This window comes from Vibrio sp. V12_P9A6T4 (assembly GCF_963874835.1).
Classification (GTDB): Bacteria; Pseudomonadota; Gammaproteobacteria; order Enterobacterales; family Vibrionaceae; genus Vibrio; species Vibrio anguillarum.
Map to the genome: position 1 here is coordinate 71,698 of NZ_CAWNJO010000115.1, position 18,462 is coordinate 90,159.

At 45.0% G+C, this 18,462-nt stretch carries 17 protein-coding genes; 9 read left to right on the plus strand and 8 right to left on the minus strand.

Annotated features, from left to right (window positions below; genetic code table 11):
* Positions 1 to 146: 146 nt before the first annotated feature.
* From AACQ42_RS16665 to AACQ42_RS16690, 6 genes are all read left to right on the plus strand, one after another.
* Entirely contained in the window at positions 147 to 1,406 is a 1,260-nt protein-coding gene (locus AACQ42_RS16665; RefSeq protein WP_176429680.1) for a dicarboxylate/amino acid:cation symporter, read from the plus strand.
* Between the two features lie 228 nt (positions 1,407 to 1,634).
* Positions 1,635 to 1,886, plus strand: a complete 252-nt coding sequence (locus AACQ42_RS16670) for a hypothetical protein (protein ID WP_013857149.1) — start codon at positions 1,635 to 1,637, stop codon at positions 1,884 to 1,886.
* Positions 1,887 to 1,988: 102 nt separating this feature from the next.
* Complete coding sequence (locus AACQ42_RS16675) at positions 1,989 to 2,555, plus strand: septation protein A (RefSeq protein ID WP_017042013.1); 567 nt, start codon at positions 1,989 to 1,991, stop codon at positions 2,553 to 2,555.
* A gap of 131 nt (positions 2,556 to 2,686) precedes the next feature.
* The gene (gene yciA / locus AACQ42_RS16680; protein WP_013857152.1) at positions 2,687 to 3,088 is read left to right on the plus strand and encodes an acyl-CoA thioester hydrolase YciA; all 402 of its coding nucleotides are present in this window, start codon (positions 2,687 to 2,689) and stop codon (positions 3,086 to 3,088) included.
* A gap of 90 nt (positions 3,089 to 3,178) precedes the next feature.
* Positions 3,179 to 3,475 carry a YciI family protein gene (locus AACQ42_RS16685; RefSeq protein ID WP_013857153.1) on the plus strand — a complete coding sequence of 99 codons (297 nt, stop codon included), beginning with the start codon at positions 3,179 to 3,181 and terminating at the stop codon, positions 3,473 to 3,475.
* A 1-nt stretch (position 3,476) separates the two neighbouring features.
* A complete protein-coding gene (locus tag AACQ42_RS16690) occupies positions 3,477 to 3,866 on the plus strand; it encodes a GspS/AspS pilotin family protein (RefSeq protein ID WP_017047758.1) in 390 nt (129 codons plus the stop codon).
* An 83-nt stretch (positions 3,867 to 3,949) separates the two neighbouring features.
* Here the strand turns inward: AACQ42_RS16690 and metE are convergent, their stop codons facing one another.
* Entirely contained in the window at positions 3,950 to 6,244 is a 2,295-nt protein-coding gene (gene metE, locus AACQ42_RS16695; protein ID WP_094165765.1) for a 5-methyltetrahydropteroyltriglutamate--homocysteine S-methyltransferase, read from the minus strand.
* A 311-nt stretch (positions 6,245 to 6,555) separates the two neighbouring features.
* Here metE and metR point away from each other — a divergent pair, with 311 nt between their 5' ends.
* Entirely contained in the window at positions 6,556 to 7,467 is a 912-nt protein-coding gene (gene metR, locus AACQ42_RS16700) for an HTH-type transcriptional regulator MetR (RefSeq protein ID WP_094165771.1), read from the plus strand.
* Between the two features lie 73 nt (positions 7,468 to 7,540).
* Here metR and AACQ42_RS16705 read toward each other — a convergent pair whose 3' ends face one another.
* The 3 genes from AACQ42_RS16705 to AACQ42_RS16715 all read right to left on the minus strand — a co-directional run bounded on the left by AACQ42_RS16705 (position 7,541) and on the right by AACQ42_RS16715 (position 11,036).
* Complete coding sequence (locus AACQ42_RS16705; RefSeq protein ID WP_010316942.1) at positions 7,541 to 7,741, minus strand: DUF4250 domain-containing protein; 201 nt, start codon at positions 7,739 to 7,741, stop codon at positions 7,541 to 7,543.
* 69 nt (positions 7,742 to 7,810) lie between these two features.
* A complete protein-coding gene (locus AACQ42_RS16710) occupies positions 7,811 to 8,491 on the minus strand; it encodes a hypothetical protein (protein ID WP_094165766.1) in 681 nt (226 codons plus the stop codon).
* Positions 8,492 to 8,561: 70 nt separating this feature from the next.
* Positions 8,562 to 11,036 (minus strand): sensor domain-containing phosphodiesterase, encoded by a 2,475-nt coding sequence (locus AACQ42_RS16715; protein ID WP_094165767.1) that lies wholly within the window; start codon positions 11,034 to 11,036, stop codon positions 8,562 to 8,564.
* A gap of 380 nt (positions 11,037 to 11,416) precedes the next feature.
* Here AACQ42_RS16715 and AACQ42_RS16720 point away from each other — a divergent pair, with 380 nt between their 5' ends.
* Together AACQ42_RS16720 and AACQ42_RS16725 are read left to right on the plus strand one after the other, a co-directional pair.
* Positions 11,417 to 13,051 (plus strand): S1 family peptidase, encoded by a 1,635-nt coding sequence (locus AACQ42_RS16720; protein WP_254918097.1) that lies wholly within the window; start codon positions 11,417 to 11,419, stop codon positions 13,049 to 13,051.
* Positions 13,052 to 13,265: 214 nt separating this feature from the next.
* Positions 13,266 to 15,572 carry a YgiQ family radical SAM protein gene (locus AACQ42_RS16725; protein WP_094165772.1) on the plus strand — a complete coding sequence of 769 codons (2,307 nt, stop codon included), beginning with the start codon at positions 13,266 to 13,268 and terminating at the stop codon, positions 15,570 to 15,572.
* 44 nt (positions 15,573 to 15,616) lie between these two features.
* Here the strand turns inward: AACQ42_RS16725 and AACQ42_RS16730 are convergent, their stop codons facing one another.
* From AACQ42_RS16730 to AACQ42_RS16745, 4 genes are read right to left on the minus strand one after another with little or no spacing between them, the layout of a single operon-like run.
* Positions 15,617 to 16,144, minus strand: coding sequence for a DUF3833 domain-containing protein (locus tag AACQ42_RS16730; RefSeq protein WP_017049908.1), 528 nt, complete (start codon positions 16,142 to 16,144; stop codon positions 15,617 to 15,619).
* Complete coding sequence (locus AACQ42_RS16735; RefSeq protein ID WP_094165768.1) at positions 16,141 to 16,719, minus strand: chalcone isomerase family protein; 579 nt, start codon at positions 16,717 to 16,719, stop codon at positions 16,141 to 16,143. The genes AACQ42_RS16730 and AACQ42_RS16735 overlap by 4 nt, the downstream gene beginning before the upstream one ends.
* Entirely contained in the window at positions 16,697 to 17,194 is a 498-nt protein-coding gene (locus AACQ42_RS16740; RefSeq protein ID WP_094165769.1) for a DUF2878 domain-containing protein, read from the minus strand. Before AACQ42_RS16740 ends, AACQ42_RS16735 begins: the two co-directional genes overlap by 23 nt.
* Positions 17,194 to 18,441, minus strand: a complete 1,248-nt coding sequence (locus tag AACQ42_RS16745; RefSeq protein WP_094149481.1) for an SAM-dependent methyltransferase — start codon at positions 18,439 to 18,441, stop codon at positions 17,194 to 17,196. Before AACQ42_RS16745 ends, AACQ42_RS16740 begins: the two co-directional genes overlap by 1 nt.
* Positions 18,442 to 18,462 lie beyond the last annotated feature (21 nt).

Sequence of the window (18,462 nt, forward strand, 5' to 3'; positions counted from 1 at the left end):
CTATCAATAATCTTGTCAATTTACCTTGTTACCATATTGCTAAATGTAAAATATCCGTGTAAAAAGCTAGTCGAAATATTTATCCACCGATTGATATTTATGTAGTGGGTAACACTAGGAATTTACAATTAATTAGCACAGAGGTTATGGAAGTGTTAAACAAAAAGAGTTTGTTAAGCAACATTGGCGTGCAAGTCGTCATTGCAATGATCATTGGTACTGCCGTTGGTGCCATGATGGGACACGATGCGGCCATCTTTTCGCCACTGGGTGTCATTTTTATCAACTTAATTAAGATGCTGGTGATCCCACTGGTGGCCGTTGCGCTTATTTCCGGTGCTGCGGGCCTTGGTAATAGCCACGCGGCGGGTAAAGTCGGTTTTGTCACACTCAGCTTTTTTGCGGTCACTTCCGCACTCGCCGTGACGCTGGCACTGGTAATGGGCGAAGTCTTCCAACCGGGTATCGGCGTCGATATTTCGGGCGTTGAAGGTATGTTTTCTGCCGAATACGCAGCAAAAGGTGAACTACCTACTTTTTGGGCAACCATTACGGGTATGATCCCAACCAACGTTTTCCAGTCACTGAATAATGCCAACATTCTGCAAATCCTTGTGTTTTGCTTGTTCTTTGGCATTGCCATTTCTAAACAGAGCAAAGAAAAACGTGACCCGATCATTAATGGCGTAAACACTATTGTTGATGCCATGGTGTGGATGATCAACAAAGTGATGATTATCGCACCTATCGGTGTATTCGGTTTGATGGCTGAAGCCGTCGGCACGTTTGGTTTTGGTGCACTGATGGTGGTATTTAAGCTGTTTGTCGTTTATGTCGCGGCTATTTTAATTTTCGGCTTTATTGCTTACCCGCTGATGATTCAGCTCTTAACCAAGACGTCGGCTAAGAAATTTATCCTTGCGATGAAAAAGCCTCAAGCCGTAGCCCTTTCAACCGCGTCATCAATGGCGACACTCCCTGTCACTATGGATACCGTAGAACACGACCTTGGCGTACGCAACTCAACTGCCGCCTTTGTTCTGCCGTTAGGTGCTACCATCAACATGTCTGGCAACGCCATCTATTATGGTTTAGTTGCAATTTTCTTCGCCCAGCTATTCAATATTGATCTCTCGATGGGCGCTTACATTGCCATCATCGTAACAGCGACACTGGGCGCCGTCGGTCAGGCAGGTGTTCCTGGTCCTTCTTTCCTTGTAGTAGCCGTTTTGCTAGCGGCTGGAATTCCAATTGAAGGTTTACCACTACTCTTCGCCCTAGACCGTATCTTCGACATGATCCGTACCGCGCTCAACATCACAGGGGATGCCGCGTGTGCCGTTATTGTTGATGCTTTGATTGAAGAAGAAGCCACTGAGGCCTCATTGAAGCAGCAAAAAGCCTAACTCATCACAGAGCATCATTGATCCAATACAAGCCGCATCCTATGCGGCTTTCTTTTTGCATCGCAATTTGCAAAAAAAACAGTTCTCATACTAAAGTTAATCATTAAAGCGCCCTATGACTGACGATAAAGTTGGCATTGCGATTGCTATAATAAACGACACCTCTTTCGTGCCACATAGCAGCGGCAAACTTTTGGCGTCAGCACGAATCGACTTGGAGTATGAGTAATGGATATTGATCGTGATACTTATTATGGTTTGATTCACCACGGGATCCGAGAATTGGTTATCGATCGGATTGGCCATTTCAGTGAATTTGAATACCACCAATATCTAGGCTTAATTACTGGCAAAGATTCCTGTTTTTCAATGACAGATGAAGAATTGCAGATAGCCGTCGCCAATTTAAAAAGTGAAGGCTATTTAGAAGACATGAAACGAGCAATACCACAACTTGAAACCAGCGGCTGGGAACGCTGATCCATTTCTAGTTAATTTGTTTCGAATTGTCTCTTTCTATTTAGCTCTGACACGGTTTTGGTTAGACTGTGCGCAACGTTTAAATCGGAAGCATGAACACGAATGAAACAACTTATTGATTTTATACCACTCATCATCTTTTTTGCCCTTTTCAAGATGTACGACATCTATGTCGCCACAGGGGCACTTATCGTGGCCAGTGCGGTACAGATTGCCCTGACCTACGCACTGTATAAGAAAGTTGAAAAAATGCAGATCATCACGTTTTTGATGGTGACTATCTTCGGTGGTATGACAATTTTCTTTCACGATGACAATTTCATTAAATGGAAAGTCACCATTGTTTACGTTGTTTTTGCCTTGGGCTTGACCATCAGCCACATCATGGGCAAATCAGCCATTAAAGGAATGCTTGGCAAAGAGCTAACCTTACCTGAACACGTATGGGCAAAAATCAACTGGGCGTGGGTTTTCTTTTTCAGCGTTTGCGCTGTACTAAACATCTACATTGCATATCAACTGCCATTGGATGTTTGGGTCAACTTCAAAGTATTTGGCTTATTAGCCGCAACTTTTGTTTATACCTTATTAACAGGCGTTTTTATCTACAAACACCTGCCAAAAGAGAAGCAAGTTTCCGAGAGCAAGCCCTCCTCGCACGAGCACTGATTGCACTAACCTTCTCGCTAGGACTCATTCAGAGGACTCTTTGAGTGCAAAACAGGCTGTCTTTGGTATAATCCGTCCCTATTTTTCAGCGACCACTTTGGTCGCTGTTTTGTTGTTGTGGATGTCGAAAAATGAATCAGGAAAATAGTGCCCCAAGAGGCCAATTATTGCTACGCACCTTAGCCATGCCAGCAGATACTAACGCCAACGGTGATATTTTCGGCGGTTGGATCATGTCTCAACTCGACTTGGCTGGCGCAATTTTAGCCAAAGAGATCTCATTTGGCCGCGTTGTCACTGTGTCTGTTTCTAGCATTACGTTTAAAAAACCCGTCAAGGTAGGTGATGTGGTGTGTTGTTATGGTGAATGCACCAAAATTGGCCGCACTTCAATGTCAGTCAATCTTGAAGTATGGGTAAAACCCATCAAATACGACAGCGTGGGAGATCGTTTCCAAGTATGTGAAGCAACCTTCAATTATGTCGCCATTGATACCGATGGCCGCCCTCGACCGATTAAGCCTAGCAACTGATCACAGAAATTCAGTTTGGTTGCTTTCAATACGCGCCAGTTTCAGTACAGTAAGGCCTCGACTTCATTATCAAACAATAAGGATATCAATATGTGGTACGTTATTTTCTCTCAAGACGTAGAAAACTCGTTGGAAAAACGCATGAGTGTCCGGCCACAACATTTAGAGCGCTTACAAACCTTGCAAGATGAAGGTCGTCTATTAACCGCAGGGCCAATGCCAGCAATTGATTCGGAGAATCCAGCAGAAGCTGGGTTTACGGGGTCAACAGTCATCGCTGAGTTTGATTCGTTAAGACAAGCTCAAGCATGGGCGGATGCCGATCCTTATGTTGCTGCCGGTGTGTATCAACATGTTATCGTTAAACCCTTCAAGAAAGTGTTTTAAGATGAAAGTCATTCTCTGTGCTCTGTTTACAACGCTGGTACTGGTGGGTTGTAGCTCGAATGGTGATCAGCAAAAATATTTGGAAGCCGTAGCCAGTAATCGCGCGAATGTGATTAGCGCTGAGTTACCCTTAGAATTTGGGCCTTTGTCCGTGATGCGTGCCAGTGCTAAAGGCAGTACGGTGGAAATTATGATGATTTACAATGAGGGTCAAAAAGGAGCAAAGCCGATTGATCAAGTGTTGAAAACCAGCATCAATACCTACTGCTCGGATTCAACCACACGCGCTAACCTCGACCTCGGCTTAACTTATCGAATTAAAATGCGCAATACGCGGGGCCAACTTGTTGTGGACCAATTCATTAGTAAAGCAACTTGTTCGGCACAATAGTCCTCCCCTTATTAGTGATGACCACCACTTTATTCGTAAAAAACAGAGGCTTCATTTGAGGCCTCTGTCAAGATTAATGTAGCTTAACTTTGCTGGGGTTTAAGCTCTTTGCGCAGCGCTTTAGCTGCTGACACTAAGTTGGTCAGTGCTGCCTCAACTTCATTCCAATTGCGCGTTTTTAAGCCGCAATCAGGGTTAACCCATAATCTCTCGGCTGGAATTTTTTCCGCCGCTTTACGCAACAAACCTTCAATCCACTCTTGAGAGGGAATGTTTGGCGAGTGAATATCGTACACACCTGGGCCAATTTCATTCGGGTAGTTAAACTCTTCAAACGCTTTGAGCAGTTCCATATTCGAACGAGAAGTTTCAATCGTAATCACATCAGCATCCAGTGCCGCTACCGAATCAATGATTTCATTAAATTCGCTATAACACATGTGAGTGTGGATCTGCGTTTCGGGTTTTGCACTCGCCGCCGCAATTTTAAATGCCTCAACTGCCCACGCCAGATATGCTTGATGGTCACGCTTCTTCAATGGCAATCCTTCACGAATCGCAGGTTCATCAATTTGGATGATGTTAATGCCCGCTTGCTGCAGGTCTGCCACTTCATCACGCAAAGCGAAAGCCAATTGCTGTGTGATGGTTTGACGAGAAATATCTTCACGAGGAAACGTCCAGCATAAAATCGTTACAGGCCCAGTCAACATTCCTTTCATTTGCTTCGCAGTCAATGATTGAGCATAAGTAGACCACTCCACCGTAATCGGTTTTTCACGTTCAATATCGGCCACCACGATAGCCGGTTTTACGCAGCGTGAGCCGTAACTTTGCACCCAGCCAAATTGTGTAGTCTGGAAACCGGCTAAGTTTTCGGCAAAGTACTCCACCATGTCGTTACGCTCAGCTTCACCGTGCACTAACACATCGAGATCAAGTGCCTCTTGACGTTTTACTGCATCGGCAATGTGCCCTTTCAATGCATTGATATAATCAGCGTGTGCCAGTTTACCTTGACGGTAAGCACTGCGCTGATGACGGATCTCACTCGTTTGAGGGAATGAGCCTATGGTTGTCGTTGGCAAAAATGGCAACCCTAACACTTCAGCTTGGTGATGAGCGCGCTCTGAATAAGGTGCACTGCGCTCAGAGAGTGCCGCCGTTATGCTGTTGACTCTCGCCTGTACATGCGGTTTATTAACGTGAGTTGCCGTTTTACGTGCAAGTATCGGTTGGCTATAAGTTTCACAGGCCAGAATCGCCGCGTCATCACCGTCCAGTGCCTTACCAAGTAAAGCAACTTCTGTCACTTTTTGTTTGGCAAATGCAAACCAACTTTGTACTTCATCACTGAGCTGCTGCTCAAGATCTAAATCGACCGGGCTATGCAAGAGTGAACACGAACTCGCAATCCACAGACGATCCCCAAGTTGCTGCTTCACTGGCTGTAAACGAGCCAATAACGTCGCAAGATCGGCGCGCCACACATTGCGTCCATTGACCACACCTGCCGAAAGTACCCAATTTTTTGGCAATTTCTCTAGTACCGCGTTCAATTGATCGGCAGAAGCGGAGAGATCGATGTGCAATCCATTTACTGGTAGCTCAATGATTTTATCGAGCGTATCAAGCACTGAATCAAAATAAGTAGTCAGTAACAGTTTTACATCACCAGCGATCACTTGATAAGCCAACTTAAATGCATCTTGCCACTTTGGTTCTAGCTCTAACGCTAAAATAGGCTCATCGATTTGTACCCATTCCACTCCTTGTTTAGCAAGCTTAGCTAAAATTGCTTGATAAGCGGTCAATAAACGAGGCAGTAAGGTCAGGCGATCAAATCCCTCTTCGACCTCTTTACCCAAGTAGAGGTAGCTCAGCGGGCCAAGCAGTACAGGCTTAACTTGGTGGCCTGCTTTCGACGCTTCATTGACTTCCTCAAACAGTTGAGGCCAGCTGACTTCGAACGTATCGTCTTGGCTGAACTCCGGCACAAGGTAGTGATAATTGGTATTAAACCATTTAGTCATATCAGAAGCTGCACTTCCGCTACAGCCGCAACCCGCTTGTGATTGACCACGTCCAACGCGAAAGAGTGTATCTAAATCAGGAAAGCCGTTTTTATGACGTTTAGGAACGTGTCCAAGGAGCAATGTGGTTGTGAGTACGTGATCATACCAAGCGAAATCGCCTACGGTTGAAAAACTCAGACCCGCTTGTTGCTGCTCAGCCCAGTTTTTCTGACGAATGTCATGCCCCACTTGCAATAACTGCGCTTGATCGCTTTCGCCACGCCAATATTTTTCTAACGCAAATTTCAGTTCGCGTTTTTCACCAATGCGTGGATAACCTAAGATGTGAGTCGTCGTTGCCATGTCCCTAGTCCTTTTGCTGTTGATCGTGTCTGATTCTTTATCGCATGAGATAAAGATGTCTGGATGGCTAGACTATCCATCTAAACTGACCCACAGACAAGGTGCAATTATTCAACTTGTTTATTAAAAAAATTCATGTTGATTGCAGAGAGCTTTAATTGACATCAAGACAAATAGACGTCTAGATGTTTACAGCTCCATATTAAAAGCGTAACTTAGCTCAGAACAGCAGAATGGTCACCGTGTTGATGCGACCCACGATATTGGTATCAACCACCGTTCTCTCAAAGGAATGAAGGAAAATAATGGCAATGATTGAACTTAAGCATCTGAAGACTTTAGTTTCTTTAAGGGATAGCGGCTCACTCACCTCAACAGCTACCGCGCTCCATTTGACGCAATCGGCCCTTTCACATCAGATTAAAGATCTCGAAACACGCATTGGCGGGCCACTGTTTCTACGTAAAACTCGCCCAGTGAAATTTACCTCAGAAGGAGAGATCCTACTGAAACTGGCTGACGAGATCTTGCCAAAGCTGGCCAGAGCTGAAAATGACTTGGCCAGTTTGAAAGAAGACGTCAATGGGCGCTTACACATGGCGATTGAATGCCACTCTTGCTTTCAATGGTTGATGCCAGCGCTGCGCGAATACCAGCTTGCTTGGCCAAGTGTGACGTTAGATTTTTCGTCCGGCTTTGGCTTTGAACCGTTACCCGCATTGCTGGCCGGCGAACTTGATTTGGTCATCACTTCCGATATTTTGCCTCGCTCAGAGGTACACTACGAACCACTCTTTGATTTTGAAATGCGCCTTATCACCTCTACGACTCACCCGCTTGCGGGAAAATCGGTGATTGAACCAGAGGATCTCGCCTCACAAACGATGCTCACTTACCCCGTACAAAAGCAGCGTTTGGATGTGGTGAAACACTTTCTACAACCTGCTAGTGTTGAACCCGTGAAGTGGAAACAAGCCGACAACACTTTGATGCTAGTACAAATGGTCTCTGCTGGATTAGGTGTGGCAACATTGCCAAATTGGGCCATCAGCGAGTTCTCTAGGCAGGGGCTTATTACCAGCAAGCCACTAGGGAAAGGTTTATGGCGTCGACTATTTGCCGCAACACGCCACAGCGAAAAAGATCGCCACTATTTACAAGCTTTTTTTGCCACCGCGCGCCAACAATGCAAAAGCCACCTTGACGGGATCAAGATGGCTTAAACTATTCGTCGTGTCGACATGGCTATTTGAATGACAGTGCGGTTGGTTAACTGTCACTGCACGCTGCTTAGCACTAGCGTTGGTTCGCTTTAAATTGGTTGGTCAGTGGGTCGTATTGGTAACCTAAAACATCCAGCTTACCGACTACATTTTCTCTATCCATTTCATACATACTGGCAAGTTCTTCGAAGCTATCACACTCTAAGCGTAGCTTCTCATTGACGATGCCAAGTAATATATTGCTATCAAAACGGCTGACGTTACTCAAATCCATGGCTCACTCCTATAGCAAAGAGACCACTAAAGACTAGCGGTAAAATTCGCACTAAAGAGTGACCCAGGTCTAGAGATTAAACAAACCTTGAAAACAAATACTGGCTGCCAACATCAATAACAAGGCTGCCGTTAATTGAATTTTCTCAGCGCTTTTGGCAAACAAGATATACCAGCACCACACGATAATACCTGCGATCATGAAACCGAATGTCATTAGTAACAGCAATGTTGCTTGAGCCAACGTTTCATCATCTAACCCGTACGCATGCGGCACAACGCATAAAGCGATGCCCATCGAGCAGAGAATGCCCACAACGGGTAGAACTCGGTGGAAAGCTTGTAAACGCGAGCGCGCTATCGTTAGTAGAAGGTGCGAGAAACTCGCGCCCAACAAACCAACCAACAGCAACATGGCAATAGAAGCTGACCAATGACCCTGCTCTGATATCTGAATCGCGACATAAGCCAAGGCAAGGCCATTCGCCAAATACAGTGCCCATAACGGGCCTTCATCTCGAGTTTTCTTGGTTTGAACTTGTGAATAGAAATAGAAGATGGAAAAGACGACCAAAAAGGCTTCAATTTTTAGTGAAGCCACTGCCAACCAAAGCACACCAATAGCTGGCAATACGCGATGAATACGGCCACGTTGTCCAGGACAAATATCCCCTTTGACCAGCACTAACGTCAGTAAGATTTGCGCACCGAGCAGCATGGGTGAAAAAACAGAAAGTAAGGTTTGAATCATAATCTAAACATCATCTGGAAACATCTGGGCGCGATAATAGCAAAGAGTAAGCGCGGATGCCCAGAGAAGGTTACTGACTTTCGGCCAAATACCTCAGTACGTCCGCTTGAGTCAATAAGCCTTTGTAACGAGTGTTATCGACCAGTACCCATGGAAAATCATGTCCTTTTTCGATCAAATTCACCACTTGATTTAGCTCGGTGTACGCGTCAAGCTGAGTGAAATGAAATTTCATGATCTGATTCACGGGCTTACGCCATACGGCCGCTTCACGCGTGGTTTCAAGATCGGTCCCCATGTTCGGCGTCAGATATAAATTGAGTGAGGCTACATCGACGATGCCAACACACTCTCCTTGATTGACGACTGGCAGCACATCAACTTTAGTCGATTTAATATACTGATAAGCAAGAGAGATTGGCTCACTGGGATCCAAATGTGGTTTCCCCTCTTTGAACAGATTGAGCAAACAGTTGGGCTTTCGCTTTTGTTCTACTTTATCGCCCGAATACGCAAAACGATTACGATACTCCTTGGCCCGAACCAGTTCCTTAAGCGGTAGTGGTTTTGAAAAAATATAGCCTTGTATGTAGTCAATGCCCAATGATTTAAGCACCCAAACCTCATGCTCTGTTTCTACTCCCTCGGCAACCACTTTCACGCCGAGTGTGTGCGATAGCTCAGTGATCATTTTAACAATGCTGTACTTATTGCTGTTGACCTGAATGTCCGTGACAAACTCGCGATCTATTTTTAAATAATCAAAATTGCAATCGCTGAGGTAGGTAAAAGAGGAATAACCCGTACCGAAATCATCAATCGCAACCGTTACGCCGCGCGATCGAAGAGCATTAAGGGCATCAACCTGATGAGATTGACTATCAAAATAGGCGCTTTCGGTTAGCTCAATGGTGACTGATTGAGGCGTATCCGTGTAGCGATCAATGATCTCCATGGTATTGGTTAAAATCTGCGTCGCATCCATTTTGGTATTGAAAGAGCGGTTGATCGTTACCCCAACACCTTGGCCAAACAAGGTTTTTATCTTGGGTAAATCTTGCAAAGATAAAATACTGACACAACGATCAAGCTCGGCAATCAAATCCAGATCTTCCGCGATACCAATCATTTCTTGCGTGGTAAAAGGTAAATCGGGCACAGGCTTAAAACGGCATAACGCTTCGAATTTCGCAATGTTCCATGTTTTAGTATCGACAATCGGTTGGTAGTGTATTTCCAATTCCTTCTGCGCAATCGCTTTGGCGACTCTGTCTTCCAAGTTTTTTCTACGTTTCACTTGTTGATGTATTTCACTGTGATAGAAACTGATGTTACGCGCTTCCCCTGCATGTTGTTCAAGCATTGCTTGCATCGCATGCGTCACCATTCGAGCTGGCGTTTTTGCATCGAACCCTAAAACAGACACACCAATTCGGCCATTAATAATCGCGGTATGTGAGCTGGATTCGTTCTTTAACTCTTTCATAAAGCGACGGATCGCATGCTGGATGAGACGAAAATCTGTGTTTTTTTGGCACTCTGAACAACTCAAACTCACTAAATAAATATCTTTTCCCACATAGCCCACCAACTTAGCTTCTTTACAGCGCGCCAAAAAACTGGAAAGCATTAAAGTTTCTACATGGTGTCGATCTGATTCAAACGCAGGTTGAAAAGCCAAAACAATTTGTGTTTGGCCTTTGGGGTACTCCATGCAATATGTTTCGAGCAAGGCTTTAAACTTTTGTTCGGTAGGCAGTTGCGTCAAAAGATCGATATCCCCAAGTGCCGTATCGGCTACGCGGTGAAGATTATCGGCTAAATCAAGCGTCATCCCTACAAAGAACACTCGGCCATCTTGCAGTATGATTTTTTGAATAGTTAATTCTTGTGGTGCAACCAGCCCAGATGCCCGACGATTGAGAATGACACCGCTCCAATGATCTTTGGTGTTGATGTCATGCCACATCGATTGGTAAAACTCTTTGGAATGCTTGCCTGCATTAAATAGGTTGGCTTTTAATCCAAGTAGCTCATTTTGTTTGAAACCTGAATGCTGCTCAAAATAGTGGTTACAAGCCAAAACCCGCGTTTGATCGTCGGTTAGGATCAAACCATGATGTGTATTATCAAACACTCCTTCAAAAAGCTTGGCCACCTCTTGCAATAATTCCAATTTGAGCAGCGGTCGAATCGTACCTTGCAACTGCGTGAGAGAAGTACGCTCGATAAAAATCTCCACATAAGTTAACGCCTGATCCGAAATAACAAGGTTGCAATTTAAGGCATGGCTTTTGCCACTTTCAATCACATACTTGAAGCAGCGCTTCATCTCTGCAGCTTTGCTCGGCGTCATATAACGCAATAATTCTTGAATATTGGCTATCGAAACACGGGAATGAAGTAACGCATTCGCCGCTTTCAGATCACAAATAAATTCGGAAGTCGTTAGGTTAAACGACCAATCAATCGCATCATATCGAGCCACTGGCGGTTCTCGAAGCACTGCCTTTTCTCGTAGCTCTTGAGACTTCACCTGTGTCATATAGACTCCAACTCATTCAAATAATTGACCATTAATGGCACAGCATAGAGCAAAACTTAATCACAAGCCGTGAGTTAGCACTAATGATGTAAATGCAGTTGCTTATTTATTATTTTAGGCCAGACAAGCCATATAAAAAACGCCGAACATCAATACACCTCAAAAGGAGTAGCCTAGAACTATCGTAATCGAAAGAAAACAACGAACATAAAATGACCAATACGTTCGTTTTATAAGCTACTGAAATACATTAACTTGCCTTATTTGATTAATATATCTTGTCGATATGATAATTATTACTGATTGACGAGATTCATTAGCCCCTATATGGTACCGTTCCCACACCCAAGAGGTGCTGGAAAAACTAATCCGAGGTACTCATGAACAAACCCCTTTTTTCAGTCGCGCTAGGAGCGCTTCTGTTTACATCTTTTCAGTTCAGTGCTTCTGGAACGGAATCCGGAATATCAACTAGAATCATCAATGGAACCCCTGCTGACGCGGGTAACTTTCCCTTTATGGTTGCCTTACACTATTCAACTCTTAAAAGCTCTTTTTGTGGTGGCAGCTACTTGGGTGATAAGTATGTACTTACCGCCGCTCACTGCGTAGCAGGAAAAAACCCGCTCAATGCTGAGGATATTGAAGTGACGGTTGGAGCGTATGACTTACGTACTAATGCCGGTCGTCGGGTGAAAGTCAAACAAATCTATTATCATGAAGCTTATGATGATGAAACTCATGCTGACTATAACGAAAGATCCAACGACATCGCGATCCTTGAATTAGAAAACTCATTACCAATACAAGCAGTCACTCGCCCTAATACTGGTGCACTTGATACGCTAGCCGCTGGCACGGCTTTAGAGATAATTGGCTTTGGGGCAACGAGTTACAGCCAACTGTTGAATAAATCGAGCAATCCTTCTCAAATCTTGCGTAAAGCCGAAATATCGTTAATTGGTACTGCACAGTGCAGAACTTTGGGTGGCGGCTATTTAGATATACAAAATGATGCTTTTTGTGCGAGCAGTTACCCGCAAGATACCTGCCAAGGTGATAGCGGTGGCCCCGTTTTTATCAATGACGGCGGTAATTTTATTCAATATGGTGTCGTTAGTTGGGGGCGTGGTTGCGGCTTACAAGACGCGGCTGGCGTTTATGCCAAAGTCGACCATTTTAATGATTGGCTGACTCAAAGAACATCAAAGGTTTCTTTCCGACAATCTCAACACAAAAACGAGATTAAGTATGGGCTTCATACCCATCGCTTTAATTTTGTAAACGGCTCTGATGAGATTATTACCGCAAACAACGTCACACTGTCTCCAGCTTCTGCAAATATCACAGCCGAAAACTGTTCACAAGGCTTGGCTCCGAGTAGCCAATGTTATGTTGATGTTTCTTATACCATTGATTCAATGATACCTGCTGATGTGCGCTTAGAGATTGACACTAACAGCCCACTAAATTTAGGAACCGTCACCTCGTCACTAAAGCTCAATACGGTTCTACAACCTGCTGCAAAATCACTAGAGGGGTTAATTACCGTACCCAATAGCAGTCTTAGTGTGAATGTAAACCCTTGGCTAGAAGAAGATGGTTGGCTACGTTCTGCCATTATGAACGATAAAGCGAGATCGGTTTTGTTTCTTGAAAACGTCCCTAAAGGAAAAGTAAGTTTTGATTTCCAAGTCTCCTCTACTTTTATTTATGATTCCTTAATTGTGAAAGTGAACGGTAGCACTTACATAATCGAAGATGGTGAACGTAGTGGCAGCAGAACGTTATATTTGAATGAAGAAGTCAACGATATCCGCTTTGAATACGTAAAGACATCAAGCACACCAACCGGCAGTGATGCGGCTTACATCAAAAATTTGAAATATGAAAAGCCTTACTCCTTTACCTTACCCCCACTTTCAGGAGGTTCAGGCGGCGGTAGTACTGGTGGAATGACTTTATTGTCAATGCTGGCCGCCTTATTGATTCGACGTCGTTACTTGAGCCACTAACTCTTGTCTAAAGGTCAACCCGTTTTATTACTGGTTGACCTTTTTACTATTGGTGCATCTTTTTTATCACATATCACTTATGTATCTCTCCGACACACTTACCGCTCACTTTATTAATAATTTTCTTTATAAATAGAACGCAAAGCCAATGTTCCGCTAGATACTACCAGTGCAAGTCGTTATAATGCGCGGCTCATTAATCAGAGGTCAAAATATGCACAGCAACGTCACTCCTATTCATCAATATAAAAAATACTGGGCAGAGTGCTTTGGAACCGCACCTTTCCTGCCAACCAGTAAAAAGGAGATGGATGCCCTAGGATGGGACAGCTGTGACATCGTGATCGTCACGGGTGACGCTTATGTGGATCACCCCAGTTTTGGTATGGCGATCATTGGCCGTTTACTCGAAGCGCAAGGCTTTCGCGTTGGGATCATTGCCCAGCCGCAATGGCAAAATAAAGACGCTTTCATGGCGCTGGGAAAACCTAACCTGTTTTTTGGCATCACGGCCGGCAACATGGATTCGATGATCAACCGCTACACCTCTGACAAAAAATTACGTCATGATGATGCGTACACACCCAATAATGAAGGTGGCAAACGTCCAGATCGCGCCACACTTGTCTATTCGCAGCGTTGTCGTGAGGCTTATAAAGATGTGCCACTGGTACTCGGTGGTATTGAAGCAAGTTTGCGCCGCGTTGCCCATTATGATTATTGGTCAGACAAAGTGCGCCGTTCTGTGCTGTTTGATGCCAAAGCCGACATACTGCTGTTTGGTAACGCAGAGCGCGCATTGGTCGAAGTAGCGCACCGCTTAGCCAATGGCGATAACATCGCTGATATGACCAATATTCGCGGCACGGCCGTGAACCTGGCCGCTGAGCCTGAGCATTACACCATCATTGACTCATCACGCATTGAGAAACCGGGTAAAGCGTTTGTTCCTGTGAACCCTTACGCGGTGGAAACGCAGTGTGAAACTAATCAAGAAAAAGAAGCCGAAGCAAAGCCAATCACCATTCGTCCTTCTCGCCATGATGCCGCGACAACAGCGGTTCGTTTGCCTGCTTTTGAAAAGCTCAATAATGACCGGATTTTATACGCGCATGCAAGCCGTGTACTGCATTTAGAAACCAACCCCTACTCTGGCCGGGCGCTGATCCAGCGCCATGGCGACCGTGAGTTGTGGGTCAACCAAGCCCCGATCCCACTCACCACAGAAGAGATGGATTACGTGTTTGGCCTGAGCTACGCACGCGTGCCTCACCCTATGTATGGCAAAAGTAAAATTCCTGCTTATGACATGATCAAAACCTCAGTTAATATCATGCGCGGCTGCTTTGGTGGTTGTTCATTCTGCTCGATTACCGAACATGAAGGGCGCATTATCCAAAACCGTTCAAAAGAGTCGATTTTGAATGAGATGGAAGAGATCCGCGATAAAGTTCCCGGCTTTACTGGAACCATTTCGGATTTGGGTGGGCCAACGGCGAACATGTACCGTTTAGGTTGTAGTGATCCTAAAGCTGAGATGAACTGCCGCCGCCCATCGTGTGTTTTCCCCGGAATTTGCCATAAGCTCAATACCGACCACAAACATACGATTGATCTCTATCGTGAAGCGCGCAAAGTCAAAGGCATTAAAAAAGTGATGATCGCCTCTGGTGTGCGTTATGACTTGGCGATTGAATCTCCTGAATATGTACGTGAATTGGTCACGCATCACGTAGGAGGCTATCTCAAGATCGCCCCAGAACATACCGAGAAGAATCCGCTCGATCTGATGATGAAACCGGGTATGGGCACCTATAATCGCTTCAAAGAGATGTTTGAGAAGTACAGCGCTGAAGCAGGTAAGAAACAGTACCTCATCCCGTACTTTATTTCCGCGCATCCCGGTACAGAAGATGAAGATATGCTCAATTTGGCACTGTGGCTAAAATCAAACAATTTTGAGTGTGATCAGGTGCAGAACTTCTATCCATCGCCAATGTGTAATGCAACCGCGATGTATTACTCAGAGACTAACCCGCTCAAACGTGTGAAATACAAAAAACGTGAAGAAGTGACTGTCGCAAAGGGAGAGCGTCAACGCAGGCTGCACAAAGCGCTGTTACGCTATCATGACCCATTAAACTGGCCGATTATCCGTGAAGCCTTGATCAACATGGGTAAAAAGCATTTGATTGGTGATAAACCTAACTGCTTAGTGCCTGCGAATGATGTCGATGCACTCACGCCTGCACAGCGTCGTAAATCTGGCCGTCACGGAGCGAACCGTTTTGCGACCAAACACACCAAAACTCAGCCGGGCTTTGATGCTCTTAACCCGCGTAAAGAGAGCGCTACTTCACCAAGTAAATCGCCAAACAAACCACGCGCTAGCAGCGCGGCAGACAATGGTAAGAAAAACCAAGGCAGCGCATCTAAACCTGCACACTCTCGCCCGACAAGTAAAGGCAAACCGTTTGCTCAAGCCTCTAAGCCAAGAGCGCCACGCGCAGAACAGAGATAATTCCAAAGCCATATGATCAGCACAATAAGGCTCCTTACGGAGCCTTATTGTTTTTCAAAGAACAGCGTTAGTTTACCGACCTCGATACCAAATTTTTTAATTTTAGTCAGGTTAAACACCCGCTTTTCATCTTGCCGATAAAGCCAGTCGTCAAAGGTAACGGTTAGCGTAGAATCACCATAAGGTAAGGAAAAGTCATATTGCCAACGCAAAGCGTTACCCACTTCTTCCCCTTGGGCTTGGCCTAATACATCATCCGCTTGACCGATATATTTTCCATCAGCAAAACGTTCAATCACCCATACTCTTTGGCTTTTTTCACCATCATCAAAATTGAAGTCTTCAACCAAAGTGAGTTTATTCCCCTCAACTGTTCCGTCGATGGCAACCTCGAAACGACGCGTTTGCATCCCCGTATAATCTTGCACCATCCCCCATGCGAACGTTCGACCAGAGAAGTATTCAAATAAATCAAACTTAGGTTGCGTGGATTGGTATTGAGTGAGATCAGCGCTGCACCCCACTAACCAAAGTAGAAGTAACAGATAACTGCGTCTGGCTATCGCTTTCATGGTTGCATTCCTATCAATTGTTTGCGTAAGTGTGGGTATTGCGTCTGTGGCGACAGCCATATCGCGAGAAAGGCGTCATTTAACGCTTCGTCGACTACTGTACCAACCTGCGCTTGAACACCGTTCTTTGGATGAAAAATAAAAGCGCCCTGCTGCCCATCGGAAGTGTAAATCAAGCGATCGCCCTCAGTAACGCTGGGGAAAATGGACGATAGGTGCACCAGCCACGGTGCAACTTGTTGCTCGGTTAATTTGAGTTTTTGCCACTGCTCTGCGGTCGATTCCACCAGCTGTTTGCTACTGATGTCGCGCTGATATTCAATTTCAAGCACCAAGGGATGAGGTGATAAATCGCTTCCTTGCTCGTACTGCCCTGAAGGAGTACGCAGCTGCGAGGAATAAATATCTAGCCATAACCAGCTTAAATTCGCTTGGCCAATCACTGGCCAAGTTTGCCACTCGGTCAGTTTATCGTCTGCCACCGCCGCAAAAGCGTTATTCACCAAGCTGTGAAAGGCAATCACTATCAGTAACCGGTTGAATTTTCTTAGCCTATTTCTCTTTACTAACATCATCGCTAAATACCCTAAGTATCAATGCACCGATCATCACCCACTGCAGCCACAAGATGGCCATAGTCAAACCCAATGGCCAATCAAAATGTACAGCGCCTAAACGTTCTGCCGCCCAATAACTTAAACTGCCTAACACGCCGACCATCAAACAAATGAGTTTGGATGGATAACGTTTCATCAGCACCATTAAATGGGAGGCATACCAAGAAAAAGCGCCCCACAACACCATTAACCAAATGGGAAAGTCATTGGTAGCAAAGCGTAATAATCCGAAATACTGATTAAGGGCATCGATAACAATACCCACTATGGTTAACGCAATCACCCTTTCCAAAGGATAAGAGAAGTGCCGCAAAGAAAACATCAATGCGGCTAACATCATGGCCAATGCCAACCACTGCAAACGTTCTGTCCCCAACACAGCAACAAACCAGATCGCTTGAAACCAAAGAGAGACAGCAAACAGCGTTTTCATTACATCGGTCTTTGCAAAGTCATATGTACGGTGCTGATGGATTTTGCTAAAAATCCCCCCTCGCAGTAGCAGAAATAGTAACGCCACATACGCGTGAATCGCTCATCATACCCAAGTTGTGAAACCTGATGTTTTGCAAGCTCAAAACGGTGACGCCAATGAGCAAGCGTATGCGCATAATCAGGACCAAGATCAAACAGGTTGCGAACCACTAAATCACTGTGCTGTGTCGCCGCCGTTGTCAATGCAGTAATTGAGGGTAAAAAACCGCCAGGGAAAATGTATTTCTGAATGAAATCGACATTATTGCTGTAATAATCATAACGTTGATCAGCAATGGTAATGGCTTGAATCGCCATCAAACCATTGGGTTTTAGTAGTGACTGGCACTTTTCAATATAAGAGGCGAGGTACTCTTTACCGACCGCTTCGATCATCTCTATCGAGACTAATTTATCGTACTGACCTTGTAGCAGGCGGTAATCTTGCTTAAGCAAGGTGATTTGACTCTCCAGCCCCTGCCGCTCTATTTGCTGCGCGGTGTAGTAATGCTGCTCTTCAGAAATAGTCGTCGTCGTGACCTGACAACCGTAAGTTTTGGCCATGTAAATCGCCATCGCACCCCAACCGGTGCCAATCTCAATCACGTGGTCGCTTGCTTTGAGTTGCAACTGCTGGCACAAACGTTCCATTTTATTGATTTGCGCCTGCTCTAACGTTTCATCCGGATGCAGAAACAACGCGCTGGAATAGAGCATATTACTGTCTAAAAAGGTGTGGTAGAGATCATTGCCTAGATCGTAGTGGGCATGAATATTCTCTTTGGCTTTATCGATTGAATTTCGGTTGAGCCAATGGCTGACTTTATAAAAAAGTTTGGTCAACACACTACTGCGAGCTTCAATGCCATCTAATGCACTGACATTACGAGCCATCAGTTCCATTAGGCTGGTCAAATTCGGGCTATCCCACCAACCATCCATGTAAGCTTCACCCGCTGCAATACTACCCCCTTTTAATAAACGAGCATAAAAATGAGGATGATGTATTTCAATAGTTGCATGGGGTTGATGCTCTTTAAGTACGCCAAAAGTCTCCTGACTGGACGCGCCTTCATTGGAAAAGGTTTCAATGATGGTTAAAGTGCCGACGTCTAAACGCTGTAGACAGCGAAAAATGAAGCTTCTTGCACTCTTTTGCAACCCTGTCAGTTGCTTGGGCAACGCGAGAGTTTGTGAATTAAGCATTGAGCGTTCTCCTTGTTATTG